This window comes from Mesorhizobium sp. M0621 (genome assembly GCF_040320745.1).
Taxonomy (GTDB): Bacteria; Pseudomonadota; Alphaproteobacteria; order Rhizobiales; family Rhizobiaceae; genus Mesorhizobium.
The window spans coordinates 16,549-34,669 of record NZ_JAMYQF010000063.1 but is presented as its reverse complement, the minus strand read 5'-3'; the positions used below and the strand labels follow the sequence as shown (position 1 = coordinate 34,669).

Below are 18,121 nucleotides of genomic sequence, written 5' to 3'. Positions count from 1 at the left end.
GCGCGACATCGAGGGCTCCGCAAATCACGAAGCCCCTCATGAATCACATTCGCATCCCATACGCACCTCCCGTTAACCCGAAGCGATTGCCCTGCTGGGGGAGCAAGCAAGCATTGACTTATAAGTCATTTCGCACGATATTGGGGGAGAACATAGCTGACGGGAAACTGGTGCAGTTTCCCGTGGCCTTAGACCCCGACGAATGCATTGTCCGAGAGTTATGGATGCCCCCGGCTCTGCTCCAAACGCTCACCAGAAAAGACCCTAGGAAGGCGCTAGAGTACTCTGCCAATGTGAAGGCGTTCTTGGGGCGTTACATCAAAGGTGATGAGATAGATAATTGCCAGTATATGAAGTGCTGGCAGTCAGATATTTTTGAATTGCGAGTCCAGAATCAAGCCCGACCGGATCGCATTCGAATATTTGGTGCCTTTGGTGATTGTGATACGTTTGTAGCATTTTTTCAGCGCCCGAGAAGTTATTTCGGTGGGAAGAGCGATCCAAAATGGAAACGGCAGATACAAAGGGCTGTTGATGATTGGGAAGAGCTATTCCCTGGCAAGTATCGAATGCAGGCAAGACCGTTCTCAAACTGTATAAATAGGGGATATGATGTTCCCCGAGAGGAGTGTCTATGAGTACGCATCTTTCAGAAACCCGGATTCCGGAAGAGCGCCTAGCTGAGCAATGGTATGGGTTGCTTCATAAGGTAATTTCCAGCGTTCAGATTGCGTATAGGAACGCGGCGAAAGAAACCGGCCTGACACAGAAAGTGATGGCTAAGCGACTGGGTATGAATAATCCAGAGGTGATTTCCAGGTGCATATCTGGCCAGAAGAATATGACGCTCCGGACGCTACACAATCTGGCTCGTGCTATGGATTGCAGATTGGATATCGCGATCACTCCACTTTCTAGCCTTAAGGTATTTGATAACGCTCCTGCCAAAACGCCACCTCTTGGTCGTCGGGAGGGATCCAGCTCTGCTGCAGCTCAGGTTGTTTATAAAAACATAGAAGTCATTAAGCGGGTACCGGAGCCGGCATAATGGCCAAGTTTACCCTTAAGAGCGTGATAATCTGCGAAGATGCCAGGAAAGAAGACAACGGTAAGGAAATGCTCATAGGGGTTTACAACGATGTTGTTGTCGTCGGATCGTTTCCAGCAATTATAGATCGATTGTTTGTTCGGCTTTCGATTGACTGTGACCCTGATTATGAAGGTGATTATTCATTTTCTTTAACCGGACCACGGAAGCAGGAAATCCTTAAGATAGCCGAAAAAGTAGGAAAGCAGCCAGACGACGAACCCGGCCGTGTCTTTGGTTTCGGGATGAGAGGCTTCCCCGCTCAGGATGAGGGGTATTACGACATCCACTTTGCTTTAGGCAAAGTGCCAAAAAAAATTGGAAGCTTCGTCGTCAGAATGCCCAAGATAGAATCTGAAGTTGCGAGGCTAGCTCTCGCAAACTGAGGGGAGCGCCGCTACAGCCCCGCCGTTTGCACTGGCGCGAAGAAGACCCGGATTGAAGGCTCGCCCGATCTGGCGCACGTCAGCACGTCGCATGTTGAACGCCAGAACCTTACCATGCGGTTGCACATGCGCCGCTTTACGCGCCTCACCAATGCATTCTCAAAGAAGTTCGAAAATCACGTTCACATGGTTGCGCTATACACCGTCTGGTACAGCTTCGTCCGCATTCACAAGACGCTCAAGACCTCGCCTGCAATGGCCGCTGGCGTATCGCAGACGCTCTGGTCGATGGACGACCTTTGCGAGAAGATGGACGTCGTTGCGCCGAAGCCGGGTAAGCGTAGTCCCTATAAAAAGTCAGTGGCCGAAATTTCAAACTGAGACACTACCGCCGCGCAGGCGGGTTTTTTCGTTTTCGTCAGCCAACGCGCCGGTGAAGGCTCCGAAGGAACCCGTTGACCCGAGTTCGTTGCCCTGGGCGTCTCCCGCACGGGGATGCCCAACCGATCAGTTGCCTGCCGGCTGGTCAAAAGCCGCGTCGAAAGCGGCATCGACTATGGCCAGCTTGGCGGCCTGGACGGTCATGTATTCCTGGTAGAAGGTGTTCGACACCCACATCACCGAATGGCCGCGCTGGCCGAGCCAGCCGATGCTGCCGAGATTCTCGGCAGCGCGCAGTTTGCGGGCAAGGTGAGTTCGCGACAGCTTGAGCCATTTGGCGAAATCGCCGATCGAAACCACGCTGGTCGCAATCCGCTCCAGGCCGGCATGATCGGGGTCGATGCCCGACATCAGCCAGTCCATGACGATGCCGCCATTGTTGAGCCAGATGAACAGGGAAAAGGTCTGATTGGGTTCGCGCACCGGCTTGGAGGCAAGCAGTCCGTCCGCCACCAGAGGCTGCAGCCTGGCAACCATCTCGGGGTGCTCCAGGAACCTGGCCAAGCGGTCAGCACCGTCGAGGCGATCCAGCGTCCGCAAATGGGCAAGGACCCAGCCGGTAAAAGTCTGCACGGTTGCCGCCGTCGGCTGCAAAGGGTGCGTGCGGCCGTCGCCACCCGACACATACTCGGCAATGTGGTAGTGCAGCATCTCCTTGATGAAAGCGTCCGCCGTGTTGCGGCTAGCCACCGCGTGCTGGTGCACGACTTCGATGAAACGCGATACCGTCAGCTCCTTGCGACGGTCGCGCGGGTCGCGCCTGAAATGCATGGCAAGGCCGACATGGCCCATCAGCCAGCGCTGCTGCGTGGCAAAAATCGAGGCCAGCCGCGGGCTGTCCTGATAGATCTGGATCAGCGCCAGCGACTGCTCCTGAACGTAGCGATGCAACGCCGGATGGCCGGCAATGTCTTCCAATTTCAGCGCCACCTCCTGGTGTTCCGGCTCAACTCCAAAGCGAGTTGCGTTCCACATTTTTCAGCCTTCGGCAGCTGTGTCCAGAGGGTATCGTAGCGAGGTTAGGCCCTGTCCGGGTAGCGACCGGTTCATGACGCCGGGCCCCTTAAAGTTGCCGGAGGCGTCGTGCGATCATTGCGATGCGCGGTCAGCCGTTTGGATAGAGTCATTCGCCGATGTTTCTCTGTTATCTCAGCCGGCAGCGGGTGTGTTGGCTACATGCGCATCAGCAGGCCGCCATCGACGGCAAGCTCGATGCCGGTGATGTAGCTCGCCGCGTCGGAAAGCAGGAACAGGGCCGCGTTGGCCATGTCCTGCGGCGTGCCGATGCGTCCGAGCGGCGCGTAGCTTGCAACGGCCGAACGCTTTTCCTCGGTGTCCCAGCGCGCCTGCAGCGGGGTCAGCGCCATGCCGGGGCAGATGGCGTTGGAGCGGATGTGCTCGCCGGCCAACTGCATGGCGAGCGATTTGGAGAGCGCGCAGACGCCGGCCTTCGATGCCTGGTAGGCGTCCTGTGGGTTGGCGTCGCCGCGATACCACTGGATGGTCGAGAAATGCACCATGGCACCGCCGCGACCGCCCGATCGCATATGCGGCACGACCGACCGCGCCGTGTGCACGAAGGATTTCAAATTGATCCTGAACACTTCGTCCCAGACGTCGAGATCCATCTCGAGCGCCGATCTGTCACGGCCGAACCACAGCACGCCGGCAACATTGGCGAGATAGTCGATGCCGCCGCGTTCGCGGCCGGCCTTACCGACGGCCTGTTCGACAAAGGCGGCGTCGGTGAGATCACCCTGCGCGAAGGTGAGCCTGTCGTCATAGGCGGCGAGGGACGCTGGGCGCGGCTTGACGTCGATGGCGGTGACGGAGGCGCCGGCATCGAGCAGCGCCAGCGTGATCGCCTCGCCCATACCGCCGCCTGCGCCGGCGACGACCGCGTGCCTGCCGGTGAAATCGTAAGCGATCATCCGAACCCCTCGTCTGCTTCCGTCGAAACGCTTGATCGAGGGGACAATAGGGCAAACCCGCCGGCTTTCGCCAGCCGGTTGTCCCGACCAAGATTTAGCCGCAGACGCGGACCTCCTCGATCACCCTGTGGTGGTGGCGCCAGTGCTTGATCAGTTCGATGTGGCAGCGGTGATGCCGGTGGTGGCGGCGATATTCGCCGTCGTTGTAGTCGCCATATTGCGCGTTCTGGTCGTCATCATACCGGTTGTCGTAAATACGCCGGTCGTGATGGCGGCGAACGATGATTTCGCCATTGTCGAACCGATTATCCGGTGAATATTGGTCATCCGGTGAATACTGGTCGTCCGGTGAATATTGATCGTCGTCGGACTGGATAATCACGCTTGCGGCTTGCGTCGGTGCCACCACCGCGGCCGTTGCGGCAAATGCCAATACGGAAGCTAAAATCAATTTCTTCATTCGGTCCTCCTGCGAACTCAAGACCTATCAACTCGTGGAAGAAGCGGGCGTTCCACAGGACATCTACACGCTTTGCGACGCCTGGGACATCAAACCGTTATCGGCGTCAACCATGCGCTCCAGTTGGACAAAGGCCGTCAATGGCAGATGGTCGGATGCAACCCGCGAAAGCGGCGTGTCATGCGCGTCAACGGCGGCAATCATGCCATGCCTGTTGGCCATGATGCGGTCGAGCGCCAGCAGCGGCAGGTTCGAGGGGAAGGTGGGGACCGCCGGCGGCTGCGGGCCGAACGTCGCATGCAGCGTGTTGAGCGCGGAGCGGTTGCCGAGGCGCCATTCGTTGAGGTCGCCGAGCAGCAAGGTCGGCTTTTCGTCCGGGCTGTTCATCAGGTCGAGCACGACACGTGCCTGCTGGGAGCGCGAGCGGCGCAGCAGGCCGAGATGGGCGGCGATGACGCGCAGCGTCTGGCTTCCATCGAGGTCGATCTCCGCCACCAACGCGCCGCGCGGCTCCAGGCCCGGAAGTTTGATCTGGTGCACGTCACGAACCACGCCCTTCTTGAACAGCAAGACATTGCCATGCCAGCCATGGCCCTTGCCGGTCGCGGAAATCGGCACCGGAACAAGGCCGGTTTCCCGCTCGAGCCGGGCCAGGTCGAGAAGCCCAACACGGTCGCCGAAGCGGTTGTCGGCTTCCTGCAATGCAATGACATCCGGATCGATCTCGCGGATGACGCGGACGGTCCGCTCCGGGTCGAACTTCCTGTCGACGCCGATGCATTTGTGGACATTGTAGGAGGCAACCAGCGTGCCGGTGATGGCCGTGGTCTTGTGTGCGGCGACGTTTGCCTTCTGCATCCGGCGGTCACGAATGGATAACAGCATGCTTGCCGGGAGGCTGCGTCCGGTCACGCGCATCGTGTGCCTACCATGGCCGCTGCTTTCACCATGCCCCTCAAATAGAGTCTTTCAGTCTATATTCCATGATCGGCATCAAACTATCCGCCTAACACGTCGTTTTGGTAAAGATGGGTTCACTCTCATCCAGAGACAGGGTGAACCCACCTGGAGATAGGGATAAACCCACCTAGAGATAGGGCGAACCGAGCCAAAGGGCCCGGTCGAACAGTCTGATAAGGAACGGCCGGGCTCGCAATGCTTCCAGCGTGACCGGTACGGCCGTATCGAGCGCCGACCGGATGCGCGCTTCGATCTCGCTGGCAAAGCCGGCGTCGAGGATCTCGAGGTCGATCTCGAAATTCAGCCGCAGCGACCGGGCGTCGAGATTGGAGGAGCCGACATAGGCCCACACGCCGTCGATCGAAAGCAACTTCGAATGGTCGAAAGGCCCCTCCGTGCGCCAGACGCGGCAATAATGCTTCAGCACCTGGTCGAATTGCGCCGTCATGGCACGGTCGACCAGGAAAAGGTTGTTCACCGCCGGCACGACGATGTCGATTTCGACACCTCGCCTGCCCGCGGTTATCAGCGCACTAATCAGTTCTCGATCCGGCAGGAAATAGGGCGACATCAGGCGGATCGATTTGCGGGCTACGGAGAATGCACCGATCAGCAGTTTGTGGTTGGTTTCGTTGCTGGCATCCGGGCCGGAAGCGACCGCCCGCACCAGCATCGGCACACCGGGCGACGGTGACAGCGGGGCAATTCGCCAGTCATCGCCCTTCAGCGCCTCCTTGGTAGCGAAACGCCAGTCCTCGGCGGCGACCGAAAAGAGGTCGGCGACGACCGGACCGGTCACCCGGAAATGGGTGTCCCTGGCGCTGTTGGAGCCGGCGAACTCGGCCGAGAAGCCCTTGCGGATGTTCATGCCGCCGGTGAAGGCGACCATGCCGTCGACCACGAGGATCTTCCGGTGGGTCCTGAGATTGGCATAGGGCAGGCGCAGACCCATGACGAGGTTGCCGTTGAAGAGATCGGCGGTGATGTTGGCCTCGCGCAGATGCCCCAGGATGCTCGGTACGGAGTAGCGGGCGCCGACGGCATCGATCAGCACGCGAACGGCGACGCCGCGCCGGACCGCACCGGCCAGCGCTTCGACGAAGTGCAGGCCGACGGCGTCATTGTCGAAAATGTAGGTTTCGAGCAGGATGCTGCGTTCGGCGCCGTCGATCGCCGCATACATGGCCGCATAGGCCTCGTCGCCGGTCTCCAGCACCTCTATTGCATTTCCAGGTGTCAGTGCACGCCGCGCCACCCTGTCACCCAGTGTTCTCAAGCCGGTGAACCGCGGCCCGTATCGCTCGACGATCAGGGCCTCTTCGGCGGCGACGTCGCGCTCATGCTTGGCGGACACCGGGTCGCCGGCAAGCGGACGCTGCGCGGTGATCGTGGCGCGACGGATGCGGTTGATGCCGGCGACGGCATAGATCAGCACGCCGAGGATGGGCGACAGCACCATGACGCCGACCCAGCCGGTGGCGGCGCGGACATCCTCCTTGGTCATGACGGCGTGAACGATGCCGACGGTCGCCATCACCACGGAGATGACCGCGAAAATTTGGGGCCAGTGAGTCGCCAGGGTCTCCAACATGGCCGAGACTATCCAGCGAGCGATTGCAGAAGGCAATGCGGCCGATCATGTCGACGCATTGAGCGGGCTGCATGTCCGCAGATATCGCTATAGACCCAGAGATGCCTTGAAAGCGGAAAGCTCCTCGTCGGCGACGGGAACCACATGCTGCGGCTCGGGATAAGCGCCCGTCTGCACGTCGGATATGAACTCGCGATAGGCGGCGATGCGCTCGCGCTGCAGCCGCTCATATTCGGCGGCGAAGTTGCGGTAGGTCTTGGCGTGGCGCGGCCTGTGGCCAGCAGTGTGGCCAAGCACGTCCTCGCTGAACAGGTATTGTGCGTCGGCATGCGGCCCGGCGCCCATGCCAAGCATGATCATCGGCGTATTGCGGGTGATCAGTTCGGCGACCCGGTCGGGCACCACTTCCAGCTCGGCACCAAAGCAGCCGATGGCCTCCAGGCGCTTGACGTGATCCCACACCGCACGCGCGCTGTCGGCCGTCCTGCCGACGGCCTTGAAGCCGCCGGTCCAGGTGCATTGTGAGGGGATCAGGCCGACATGGGCGACGACAGGTACGGCGTTGTCGCAGAGCGTCTTCTGGATATCGAGCGAGGCGGCGCAGTAGAAGCAGTCGCCGCCGATGCGCATGAAGTGGTAGGCGGTTCTCAGATAATCCTCCGAGGTGACCAGATTGCCGGCGGGGCCGTAGGGCAGCCCGACCTGCACGAAGCAGCGGCCGGCCGCCTCGCGCATTTCGGGCGAGAAGAAGCGCCCCTCGATCGAAAGCATGTCGACGCCGGCCGAATCCGCCGCGGCCGCCTCTTCGACAGAGGTGACGTAGAGCATGGAAATCTTTTGTCCGCGGCCCTTCATGGCGCGGATGTCGGCGACGGTGGGGCGGCTGCTCTTGGTGACCATTTTGTTCCTCAGACGGTGAAAGCTTCGCGGAAGGCCTGCAGTGCCGCCTCGGGATCGCCGGAGGCAAACGCCTCCATGCCAACCGGCCCGCGGTAGCCCATGTCCTTCAATGCTCGGGCGATGCCGCGATAATTGATCTCGCCAGTGCTTGGCTCCATGCGTCCCGGCACGTCGGCCACCTGGACCTCGCCGATCCATGGTAGGCTGGCGCGGCACAGTTCGATCAGGTTCCCTTCGCCGATCTGCGCATGGTAGAGATCGAGATTGAGGCGGAGCCCTGGCCGGTTCACGCTCGACACCAAAGCCAGCGTGTCCTCGGCGCGTCCAAACGGCACGCCGGGATGGTCGACCGGCAGGTTCAAATTCTCCAGCGTGAACGTCACGCCTTCGGCCTCGGCGAGATCGGCAATGCGGTTCAATGTGTCGCGCGCCTTGAGCCACATCGCGCCGGTGACGATCTCGCAAGGCGTGACCGGCAGACCGCCTTCGCCCAGCCCGGTACCGTGCAAATTGAGCCGCGCGACGCCGAGGCGCTTGCCGACCGCCGCTGTCTCCTTAGCTGTCTTCAACAGTTCGGCGGCACCCTCGTCGTCGGCAAGCCTGCCGCGCAGATAGCCGTTCATGATCGAGAAGGTCGCGCCGGATTTCTCGAGCATTGCAAGGTCGTGATCGGGCCAGTTCCAGAGGCCGACCTGGAAGCCCATTTCGGTGAGGCGCTTGACGCGCCATTCCATCGGCTTGTCGCGCCAGAGCATCTCGGCGCAAGCCGCAAGGGTAAAGGTATCAGACATGTCAGACCTCGATGTACACGCGGCCGTCCTCGACCTTGGTGTTGTAGGTTTTCAGGTTCACGCAGACCGGTGCGCGCAGCGCTTCGCCGGTCCGGTAGTCGAACACGCCGTTATGCTTCGGGCATTCGATCCTGTATTCCATAACCAGCCCGTCGCAGAGATGCACTTTTTCATGCGTGCACAGCCCGTCGGTGCAGAAGAACGCTTCGTCGGGACTGCGGTAGATGGCGAATGTCCGGCCCTCGTGATCGAAGCGGATGACGTCCTCTTCCTCGATATCGTCGGTCGCACACGCATCAATCCATAGAGCCATCTTTCTTCCTCAGATTTCTTGCGGTTTGTAGTCGCTGGCCCTGGCAGGCATGATTTTTTTGAGGAACGAAACCGACTTCTCCAGCCCCTCCAGACTGTTGAGCATGACATCCTCATGCTCAATCGACAGCCAGCCGTCGTAGCCGGCCATTTTCAGCCGGTAGCAGAACTGGCGCCACCATTCCTCGCCGTGCCCGAAGCCGAGCGTGATGTAACTCCAGGAACGTGCCGCGATATCGATCAGGTTGCCGTTTTCCAGCAGACTGGTCGTTGCCTGGACTGGTGCGTTCAGCATGGTGTCCTTGGCATGGACGTGGAAGAGCGCCGCACCGAGAGCCTCGGTCGCGACGAGGGGATCGGCACCCATCCAGAACAGGTGCGACGGATCGAGGTTGGCGCCGACGAGGGGCCCGACTGCCTCGCGTAGCTTCAGCAGCGATGGCACATTGTAGACGCACTGGTTGCCGTGAAGTTCGAGCGCGATGCGCTCCACGCCGCTTTCCTTCGCCAGTGCCACGATTTCTTCCCAGAACGGGATGAGCACGTCAGTCCACTGATAGCGCAGGATCGATTGCGTCTCCGGTGGCCAGGACGAAACGACCCAGTTCGGCATCCGATCCTGGGCGTTCCCGGCCGGCAAGCCCGACATGGTGCAGACGGTCTTGATACCCATCTCGCCGGCGAGGCGGATCGTATCCTTCAGGCACTCTGCCTGGGAAGGGTCGGTCGGATGCAGCGGGTTTCCGTTGGCATTCAGGCTGATCACCTCCAGGTCGCGATCCGCAAATGCTTTGAGGAACTCCCTTCGGGCGGCTGCACTGGACTTCATCCCGACCAGATCGAAATGCGGTGCCGTTGACCATCCACCAGTGTTGATTTCGACACCACTGAGACCCACCGCCTCGTCCAGCAGCTCTTCAAACGCAGTACTGCCGAGGCTGTCGGATACAAAACCCAGTTTCATGATGCTTTGCCCAGATAGAATGCAGGTTTTTCGGCGCGTTCGAGGACCACTTTGCGGCCTTCGGAAAGTGCCTTTACGCCGGCCTCGGCGATCAGCGTCGCACAGTAGCCATCCCAGGCATTGGCTGCTATCGGCGACGGCACACCCGTTTTGACGAAGTTGAGCCAAGCCTTGTTCTGTAGCCGGTAGGCTTCCGCGAAACGAGGGCGCCAATCGGGCGCGTAGCGCTCGATCGACTTGAGTTCGATGTTGATACGGGAGTGGGCTGGCGCGCCCAGAAAGACCGAGCCTTTCTCGCCCACCAACTCGCCGCGTACGTCATAGCCATAGGCCGCATTGTTGTTGATCTCGATGTTCACGAGTTGGCCGCCAGATGTCTCCAGCACCATGAAGACGAGCGCACCCGTTTGAGAAGCATCGACACCTGCCGGCTGGAAGACCGAGATCGAGGAATAGTCGGTATCGAGGACGAATCGCGCCACATCGAATTCGTGCGGCGCCGAATTGGTGATGGCCATCAGCCCGGTGAAGTTTGCCGGCGCCGAAACGTTGCGGTGGAAATTATGCATGATAACTGCCCGGCCGAGAATGCCGTCGATGAGCAGCGCCTTCATCTCTTCATAGGCAGGATCGAAGCGACGCATGAAGCCGACCTGGACGAACGGTCGACCTGTCTTCATTTCCGCCTGGATGATGCGCATGCAGTCGGTCGAATTGGGGGCCAGCGGTTTCTCGCAGAGGACGGGTTTCCTCGCCTCGATGGCAGCGAGCGTCAGCGGCGCATGGGTTTCGTCCGGGCTTGCGATCAGAACGGCGTCAACGTCGGATCGCGCAATCGTCGCTAGAGGATCGGACGCGACATCCAGTGCGCCGCATTCCTCGGCCACGGTCCGAGCGCGCTCCCGCGACGGATCGCATACCACCTGCAGGACGGTCCCGGGCAGGTCGCCGGCTACGATGCGCGCATGATCCGCACCCATGATTCCGGCGCCGATGACAGCGATGCGAACAGTCATGTTTTCTCTCTCTGGTTTCTGGCTGAAACCGGCCGGCGGTGTAATTCATTCCGCCGGCCGGGTCAGAAGATGCGCCGTGGAGGTGGCGCATCTTTGGAGGTTCTCGTCGGGCACTGCCTGTCTCAGGTCAGCATTGGGGTGTGCCTTTCATGCGCTGCCTGATGCGCTTCGATTTCGGCTTCAAGTTCCGCCATCGCTTCGCCGCCAGCCATGAGGTCGGTGATTTCCTCGCGAGTCTTTTCACCCTTGCGGAAATCGGCCGCCAGTGCCCCCCTGATGAGGACGGCGAAATGATCGCCGACGGTCAGGGCGTGAATGACCTGATGGGTGATGAAGATTACTGCAAGACCGCGCTTGCGCGCCTCGAGTACGATCCTCAACACATGAGCCGCCTCTTTCACACCGAGCGCGGCGGTCGGCTCGTCGAGGATCAGGACCCGGGCGCCGAAATGGACGGCACGGGCGATGGCCAGGGACTGGCGTTCGCCGCCGGACAAGCCGCCTACGAGGCGGTCGCCGTCGTCGATCCGCGTTATGCCAAATTCCTGAACAGCCTTGACGGCAATTTCATTGGCCTTCTTGCGATCATAGAAGCGGAACGGTCCCCATTTCCTGGTCGGCTCGAGGCCGACGAAGAACGATCGCCCGATGCTCATCAGCGGAAACGTTCCGCCGAACTGGTGAACCGTCGAAATGCCGCGCTCGCTGGCATCGCGCGGGCTCGCGAATTGAATCGGCTTGCCGTCCATCAGGATCGTGCCCGAAGTCGGTTGATGGACGCCCGAAAGGATCTTGATCAGGGTCGACTTGCCGGCGCCATTGTCGCCAAGCAAACAGAGAACCTCGCCGGCTTTGACGGCCAGGGAGATGTCGTGGAGCACGTCAATCGGACCGAAGGACTTGTTGACGTTCGAAAGCTGGAGAATTGGTTCGGCCATGATGGTTGCCCTCACTTCTTCTTCGGCGTGTAGGTCAACGCCATCTTGCGGAACGTGTTGTTCATGAGGACTGCCGCCAACAGCAGGACGCCGATGATAAGGCTCGCCCAATTGGCATCGAAGCCGGTGTAGAAGATGCCCTGGTTGACAATGGCGAAGGTGATTGTTCCGAAAACGATACCCACCACGGAGCCGAAACCGCCGGTGAGCAGCACGCCGCCGATGACCACCGATATTATCGAGTTGAAGATAAATGACTGCCCGGTCGAAACCTGGGCGCTGTTGTACAGCAACGCCTGCGACATGCCGACGAATGCCGCGCACAGGCCACTGCCCATGAACAACAGGATGATAACGCGGTCGGTGGGTATCCCGGCGTTGCGAGCGCTTACCTTGTCGCCCCCCAGTGCGAGGATCCAGTTGCCGTAACGCGAGAAGTGCAAGAGGTAGCCGACAATGATCGCCGCACCCAGCCACCAGAAAATGGTGACCTGGAACATTCCGCCGACAAATTGGCCAAAGATGGCCTTGGCCAACGGGTCGGCCCGTATGGCGACGCCGGTGCTGCCAGTCAAAATGATCGAGACGCCCAGCGTTAGCCCTGCCACGGCAAAGAGGCTGCCGAGTGTGACGATCAGCGAAGGCACGGCGGTTCGAATGACGAGAACCCCGTTGATGAAACCGACAAGGAGCCCAAGGGCAAGCGCGGCAAGAACACCGACTATGATCGGAAGCCCGTAGTGGCCCGAAATTATCGCGACTGTCATCGATGCCGCCGGGATGACCGAACCGATGGAAATATCCAGCTCGCCCGCGATCATCAGGAGCCCGACCGGAAGTGCGACGATTCCGATCTCGGACGCTACGTTCAACCAGCTCGCCGAGCCACCCGCGGTTACGAAATTGACGCCACCAAAAATGGCGAAGAACGCGAAGACCGCCAGCATGCCCAGAAAGGAGCCCATTTCAGGGCGGCGCAAGAGAGTGGCGATTGACAGCCCGACGTCGGGCGTTGATCCAACCTTGGCAGTTGTTTGACTTCCGACCATTGAATTCATTGGGAATCCTCGGCGTTTCTTTTGAGGCGGGCTAACAACACGCCACGGCGCAGTGCTCACTGTCGAGGAATGTGCCCGGCCGTCGGCTTTGCCTTGGGGCCGGACACATCGATCGCGGAGAGCTTGCGACTTCTATCTGGCGCCAGCCTTCACACCCACCATCGTCGCATCGACGTTCGATCCATCGACGACGCCGGGACCGGTCAGTATCTCACGTGTCGGAACGGTCAGACCATAGTTGACGTGACCATTCAGGATCGACACCGCCAGGTAGCCCTGGAGGTAGCCTTGCTGGTCGATGGTGAATAGCTGCGACCCCGATTTGATGTTGGCAAGTATGGTCTCGTCCATGTTGACGCCGCCAAGCTTGACCTTATCGCTCAAGCCCGCCTGCATGATGCCGTTCGCAGCGCTGTTGGCGTCCACGTTGCCGATCGTGTACACGCCAGTGACGTCCGCGTTTTGCAGCAGATGTGCCTTGAGAGCCTGAGCCACGGCGGTCGGATTGCCGAAGCTGCTCATCGGCAGCGGCAATTCCACGCCCTTGCCGCCATGTTTTGCGATGCCGGCAAGCAGACCCGCGCACTGCGCACGGAGGTTGGCGGCGCCAGGCAGAGTATTAACGCAGACCACGTTCTTGAGGTCGTGGTTGCCGAAATACTCGCCGCCGGCAAAGCCCGCCTTGTAGTCATCGCTGCCGACGTAGTTCATGGCGCCAAGCCTGTCCGCCGCGTCAAGGCCGCCAGCATTATAGATGATGAGCGGAATGCCAGCCGCGACCACGGCCTTGAAGGCGTCGTCCATGGATTCAGGCACCCAGTCTGGGCCGACGATGGCATCCGCATGCTGCGAGATCGCGGTCCGGATCAGGTCGGCCGCATCCGCGCCGAGATTGTCGTAGTTCTGCGGCCCGAGCCACGTCACCGAGCCGCCCTGCGCCTCGACCACCTTGCCGGCGTCCTCAGCTCCACGCTTGACGATCGACCAGAACGGATCGTCGGCCTTGCCGCCGATGACGAAGATCTTCGCGCCCTTCGACTCGGCCATTGCCGATGTGGCCGCCGTTGCCGCGACGCTCGCAAGCATGACCGCTGCCAGGAATTTGGTGATACGCTTCATGTCATTTCCTCCCATTTGCCGTCTTCGGACGGATTCTTAGAAAAATCGGTGATCTCGCGAGTACGCACCTCTCCCGTTGCGCACCGCGTCACGTGATCAAGGGTTCGCCGCGGCCTTGGCGTTCATGCGTTCCTTCTTTTTCTGGAAGCGGGCGTCCATCATGGCGTCGCCCTCTCTGGTGCCGTCGTGCCAGGTGCCGAACCACTTATCGAGCGGGATCAGTCCCTCCCCGCCATAGTTCACCTCGAAGTACTTGTGGTGCAGGTAGTGTGCGTACGCTTCGCTCGAGATGGCCGTGTCCTCGGTCACCTCCAGCTTCTCGAAACCGAGATGGCCGTTGACGGCGCCGAAGCCGGCGACATGCAGCTGGAACAGCGCCACGATCGGATTGGACGGTATGATCAGATGCCAGAAGGCGACCGCGTGGTAGAGGAAGCCTTCCACCGGATGCATCGACAGCGAGGACCAGGGCGAAGGATTGATCGAATTGTGGTGGACCGAGTGGATCCAGCGATAGAGCGGTCCCCAGTGGATCAGGCGGTGGATGAAGAAGAAGTGGACCTCGTGGATGGCGGGCGCGACCAGCACAAGTGCTGCCAGGTAGACCGGATGATCCTGCCAGCCGACCCACGGCACGTAGCCATTGGCAAAGCACCACAGGAAGATAACTTCGACCACCGTCCACAACGGAATGGTGATGAAGAACGAGCGCAGGAAGTTGTCGAGGTTCTGGCTCTGGAACCAGAACACATCCGAAGGCGTGTCGCCGGGGAATTTGTGATTGTATTTGAAGCGCGTCGCCTGCGCGCGCTGAACGTAGTAGCGCAACTCGAAAATGCCGTAGAAGACGAAGATCGCCGCGGCGTTGACGGCATAGAGCCACAGCGGCCAGCCCCAGCTGATCGTCTTCATCGTCTCGACGCTGGGCACGACATAGAACCAATAGAGCAGGGTGGTGGCCATGTGGAACGCATTCCACGGCCAGATGTAGCCGGGCAGCCATGCCAGGATCTTCGGCAGCCTGGGCGGCCAGTACCATAATGGCGCTGTCTCGAGGCGCTCGCTTGGCTTCCAGTCGCCGCGCTTGTCGCGCATGCCGTATTTGAGATCGTCCATGCAAATCCTCCACCCGCAAATGCCGAACCCCGCCATACCCTGGGATGGCTCGCACGCTGTCCCACCCCGCCTGAAAGGCGGAGGCCAGAACCATGTCTGCGCGGTGCGGCTGCTATCCTTGGGCTGGCGTTTTCCGCCTTGCTTGCTTTTGCAGAGATAAACATCTTGATCCAAAATGAATCAAGGATAGAATGTTTATTCCAAAATGATTGTATCATTCGTGTCAGAATTTCCCAACGAATGATATGTTTGTATCAATTGCTACAGTCTCATGAGACGAAATGGATCAGAATAAGCGGCCGACGATCAAGGATGTGGCCGCCGAGGCGAATGTTTCCGTGGCCACCGTCAACCGGGCGCTGAGCGACTCGGGCGCTGTCCGCCAGGGCACGCGCGAGCGCGTCAGGCTCGCGGCGGAGCAGATCGGCTTCTACGGCATGGGTGCGCTGCGCAGCCGCATAGCGGCCGCCCGACCGCATTACCGGTTCGGCTTTCTGTTGCACCAACCGGGCCGCGCCTTCTATCACAACATCGCCGAGGCGCTGCGCGCGGCGGCGCCAACCATGCCCGACTGCGAGATTGAGCTGCGGACGGAATTTCTCGACGACCTGTCGCCCCAAAACATTGCGTCGCGAATACTGGCGTTGGGCGAGGAATGCGACGCCCTGGGCGTGGTGGCCGCGGTCCATCCTCTTGTCGTCCAGGCAGTGGAAGCGTTGCAGGTCCGAAACGTGCCGGTCTTCGCGCTGATCTCGCAGATCTCGGCGACGGGCGAGATCCACTATATCGGCCTGGACAACTGGAAGGTCGGGCGCACAGCGGCCTGGGTGTTCGAACACGTCTGCCATGAGCCCGGCAAGCTCGGCATCCTCGTCGGCAATCACCGCTACCGCTGCCAGGAGATGAACGAAAGCGGCTTCCGTTCCTATTTCCGCGAGCACGCGCCGGGATTCACGCTGCTTGAGCCGGTGCTGACTTTCGAATCCAGAGCCATAGCGCAGGAGATGACCGAAAAGCTACTGATCGACAATCCGGATCTCTCGGGCCTCTACATCGCCGGTGGCGGCATCACCGGAGCGATTGCCGCACTGCGTTCCACCGGTCGGGCCGGCAAGGTAGTCGTCGTCGGCTACGAGCTGATGGACGTCACCCGCGCAGCGCTACTCGACGGCACGCTAACCGTCCTCATCTCGCACCCGCTCGCCCGCATCGCGCAGGAAGCGCTGGCCGGCATGGTCCGCGCCGTCTCCGCTCCGAACGAAGGCGGCAATTTCACGACGATCCTTCCCTTCGAGATCTACACCCGCGAGAACATCTAATCCGCAACTGCGTGCATGCGACAGGAAAGCATAGAGAGGTTTGATCGGGCATTGTCCTGCGCCATTTCGATCCTGGAAGGTTTCCTATGCTTGGCCCCGGAGTTACTGTATATCAGCTGAAAATAAAATTACCGATGTAACATTTTGACTGTGGGCGAGGGGAGCGCCGAATGGTGAAATTCAACTTCAATAGGCCTCCTGGAGATGACGCCGCCCTCGACATGTCGGCCGAATGTCAGAACCAATTGCTGCCTCTCGTGCGTGAGATCGTCCAGGCGGCGGTCGCGGCCGGGTGGAGCGAGGAGGATGTTCTTCTGGGTTTTGTGGAACTTGCGTGGGATCTGTACGAGCAGCGTCGCAATGGTTCCTAGCGTCCGGGCGCAACCGGCTAACTTTATCCCGCGTTGTTGCCTGGCCGCAGGTGGCAAAACCAGGTCGCAGGCCGGCGGAGGCTCGATGCGGCCTTCATATCGGCGTTTGGCACCGTGCGGAAATGCGTCGCCGATTCATACCAAGACTGATGAACGAAAACGCGTTGACGAGGAAGACCTCGCGACCGCCGGAAAAAAATGTTCTTGAATTTCCTCTCTGGGTCATTTTTTTCTCTTTATCCCAAACAAAAATTTTTCTTTGCGCATGGGAGTTCTTCCTCATCCGAGGCGTGTGCGTTACGTTGATTTGGGGCGTGGGCTAAGGGGATTTCAGGCGGCAGGCAGAGCGGCTGAGGCGAGGCGGATGAAAAATGCGGACGAAGCCCGGGAAAGCGGCGTTTCCCGGGGCGTCGGTCGGGCGCGGACAGCTCGACATGTGTTCGATATAATTCCTGAAAGTGCAGGCCCGAGAGGGGCCACCCCGCAGGGCAGCGCGGTATACTCCGTCCGTAGCCCTGGATCGCAGAAGTTCCTCGCCACGGAGCATTCCCTTGGGATTGTGCCGGCGCATGCATCCAGATCCGGGCTGACCGGGATCATCGGTGCCGAGGCCAGTCGCCCGTTTCGTGCTGATCCCTCTCGTTTGCGGAGCAGAGCCAGCATAAGTCGGTCCGACCAATCACGAATTGTTTTCTTGAGGGAACAGAAGATGCGCCCTCAGGTTGATTTCCGTATGGGAGGTCTCAGCAGACTGAAGGATGCGGCGCGATGACGATACCCTGGAATGGGCTTCCGGAACCGATATGATGCGGCAGCCGACGCCGAACGTGAAAGGCGGACTTTCGGTCCGCGGTGCACGCAGGGTGCAGGAGTTCCTGAACGAGAACTTTTCGCGCAAGCTGGCGCTGGCCGAGATGGCCGCGGTTTGCGGGCTTTCACCCTACCATTTTGTGCGGGCTTTCGCCAAAACGTTCGGGGTGCCGCCGCATCAGCATGTTCTCGATCTGCGGCTGGACTTCGCCGAAAGACTGCTTCTCGACAAGCGCCTGACGATCGCCGACATCGCTCATTTGAGCGGGTTCTCAAGCCAGAGCCATTTTACTACGGTCATGAAGAAATACCGGCAGGTAACGCCGTTACAGGCGCGGATGGGAAAGATTAAGCGCGAAGCTTAAACGGCGGCTAAGTTACACAAGTTCTGAATTATGCGCGGCTGACCTCTTATTGAAGGTTCGGCTAAAGTAACGAGCTGTTAACCTATGCCGGGCAGCGGCGATATTTTCTCACGAGACAGCAATTTCCTGAAATACCGCAGGCAGGAATCATGTCTTCCTGCTGTGGAGCGGAATTGTCAGACATTT

General features: G+C 60.0%; 19 protein-coding genes and 1 pseudogene. 6 read left to right on the top strand and 14 right to left on the bottom strand.

Annotated elements, in window-relative coordinates; all coding sequences use genetic code 11:
• Positions 1–634 precede the first annotated feature (634 nt).
• From NKI38_RS29030 to NKI38_RS29020, 3 genes and pseudogenes are all read left to right on the top strand, one after another.
• On the top strand, positions 635–1,048 hold the full coding sequence (locus NKI38_RS29030; RefSeq protein WP_352663748.1) for a helix-turn-helix domain-containing protein: 414 nt from the start codon (positions 635–637) through the stop codon (positions 1,046–1,048).
• A complete protein-coding gene (locus NKI38_RS29025; RefSeq protein WP_352663746.1) occupies positions 1,048–1,473 on the top strand; it encodes a DUF6941 family protein in 426 nt (141 codons plus the stop codon). The genes NKI38_RS29030 and NKI38_RS29025 overlap by 1 nt, the downstream gene beginning before the upstream one ends.
• A gap of 3 nt (positions 1,474–1,476) precedes the next feature.
• Positions 1,477–1,854, top strand: a pseudogene (locus NKI38_RS29020) (IS1 family transposase); the annotation flags it as partial.
• Positions 1,855–1,980: 126 nt separating this feature from the next.
• On the opposite strand, the gene NKI38_RS29015 reads toward NKI38_RS29020, so the two are convergent.
• The 14 genes from NKI38_RS29015 to NKI38_RS28950 all read right to left on the bottom strand — a co-directional run bounded on the left by NKI38_RS29015 (position 1,981) and on the right by NKI38_RS28950 (position 15,070).
• Positions 1,981–2,889, bottom strand: a complete 909-nt coding sequence (locus tag NKI38_RS29015; RefSeq protein WP_352663744.1) for a hypothetical protein — start codon at positions 2,887–2,889, stop codon at positions 1,981–1,983.
• A 197-nt stretch (positions 2,890–3,086) separates the two neighbouring features.
• Positions 3,087–3,845, bottom strand: a complete 759-nt coding sequence (locus NKI38_RS29010) for an SDR family NAD(P)-dependent oxidoreductase (protein ID WP_352663742.1) — start codon at positions 3,843–3,845, stop codon at positions 3,087–3,089.
• Between the two features lie 94 nt (positions 3,846–3,939).
• Positions 3,940–4,305 (bottom strand): hypothetical protein, encoded by a 366-nt coding sequence (locus tag NKI38_RS29005; RefSeq protein WP_352663740.1) that lies wholly within the window; start codon positions 4,303–4,305, stop codon positions 3,940–3,942.
• 63 nt (positions 4,306–4,368) lie between these two features.
• The gene (locus NKI38_RS29000; RefSeq protein ID WP_352663738.1) at positions 4,369–5,223 is read right to left on the bottom strand and encodes an endonuclease/exonuclease/phosphatase family protein; all 855 of its coding nucleotides are present in this window, start codon (positions 5,221–5,223) and stop codon (positions 4,369–4,371) included.
• A gap of 169 nt (positions 5,224–5,392) precedes the next feature.
• Positions 5,393–6,856 carry a phospholipase D-like domain-containing protein gene (locus NKI38_RS28995; protein ID WP_352663736.1) on the bottom strand — a complete coding sequence of 488 codons (1,464 nt, stop codon included), beginning with the start codon at positions 6,854–6,856 and terminating at the stop codon, positions 5,393–5,395.
• Positions 6,857–6,943: 87 nt separating this feature from the next.
• Positions 6,944–7,756 carry a 3-methyl-2-oxobutanoate hydroxymethyltransferase gene (locus tag NKI38_RS28990; RefSeq protein WP_352663734.1) on the bottom strand — a complete coding sequence of 271 codons (813 nt, stop codon included), beginning with the start codon at positions 7,754–7,756 and terminating at the stop codon, positions 6,944–6,946.
• Positions 7,757–7,764: 8 nt separating this feature from the next.
• Positions 7,765–8,547 carry a TIM barrel protein gene (locus NKI38_RS28985; protein WP_352663732.1) on the bottom strand — a complete coding sequence of 261 codons (783 nt, stop codon included), beginning with the start codon at positions 8,545–8,547 and terminating at the stop codon, positions 7,765–7,767.
• 1 nt (position 8,548) lies between these two features.
• Positions 8,549–8,860 carry a MocE family 2Fe-2S type ferredoxin gene (locus NKI38_RS28980; protein ID WP_352663730.1) on the bottom strand — a complete coding sequence of 104 codons (312 nt, stop codon included), beginning with the start codon at positions 8,858–8,860 and terminating at the stop codon, positions 8,549–8,551.
• A 9-nt stretch (positions 8,861–8,869) separates the two neighbouring features.
• A complete protein-coding gene (locus NKI38_RS28975) occupies positions 8,870–9,823 on the bottom strand; it encodes a sugar phosphate isomerase/epimerase family protein (RefSeq protein WP_352663728.1) in 954 nt (317 codons plus the stop codon).
• On the bottom strand, positions 9,820–10,839 hold the full coding sequence (locus tag NKI38_RS28970; RefSeq protein WP_352663726.1) for a Gfo/Idh/MocA family oxidoreductase: 1,020 nt from the start codon (positions 10,837–10,839) through the stop codon (positions 9,820–9,822). The genes NKI38_RS28975 and NKI38_RS28970 overlap by 4 nt, the downstream gene beginning before the upstream one ends.
• Before the next feature lie 122 nt (positions 10,840–10,961).
• On the bottom strand, positions 10,962–11,777 hold the full coding sequence (locus NKI38_RS28965; RefSeq protein ID WP_352663724.1) for an ATP-binding cassette domain-containing protein: 816 nt from the start codon (positions 11,775–11,777) through the stop codon (positions 10,962–10,964).
• 11 nt (positions 11,778–11,788) lie between these two features.
• On the bottom strand, positions 11,789–12,826 hold the full coding sequence (locus NKI38_RS28960; RefSeq protein WP_502899403.1) for an ABC transporter permease: 1,038 nt from the start codon (positions 12,824–12,826) through the stop codon (positions 11,789–11,791).
• Between the two features lie 141 nt (positions 12,827–12,967).
• Positions 12,968–13,954, bottom strand: coding sequence for a sugar ABC transporter substrate-binding protein (locus NKI38_RS28955; protein ID WP_352663722.1), 987 nt, complete (start codon positions 13,952–13,954; stop codon positions 12,968–12,970).
• A 96-nt stretch (positions 13,955–14,050) separates the two neighbouring features.
• A complete protein-coding gene (locus NKI38_RS28950; protein ID WP_352663720.1) occupies positions 14,051–15,070 on the bottom strand; it encodes a sterol desaturase family protein in 1,020 nt (339 codons plus the stop codon).
• Positions 15,071–15,351: 281 nt separating this feature from the next.
• Between NKI38_RS28950 and NKI38_RS28945 the strand changes: the two genes are divergently transcribed.
• The 3 genes from NKI38_RS28945 to NKI38_RS28935 all read left to right on the top strand — a co-directional run bounded on the left by NKI38_RS28945 (position 15,352) and on the right by NKI38_RS28935 (position 17,935).
• Positions 15,352–16,389, top strand: coding sequence for a LacI family DNA-binding transcriptional regulator (locus NKI38_RS28945; protein ID WP_352663718.1), 1,038 nt, complete (start codon positions 15,352–15,354; stop codon positions 16,387–16,389).
• A 170-nt stretch (positions 16,390–16,559) separates the two neighbouring features.
• Entirely contained in the window at positions 16,560–16,760 is a 201-nt protein-coding gene (locus NKI38_RS28940; protein ID WP_352663716.1) for a hypothetical protein, read from the top strand.
• A gap of 758 nt (positions 16,761–17,518) precedes the next feature.
• A complete protein-coding gene (locus NKI38_RS28935; protein ID WP_352663715.1) occupies positions 17,519–17,935 on the top strand; it encodes an AraC family transcriptional regulator in 417 nt (138 codons plus the stop codon).
• The last annotated feature ends 186 nt before the right edge of the window (positions 17,936–18,121 follow it).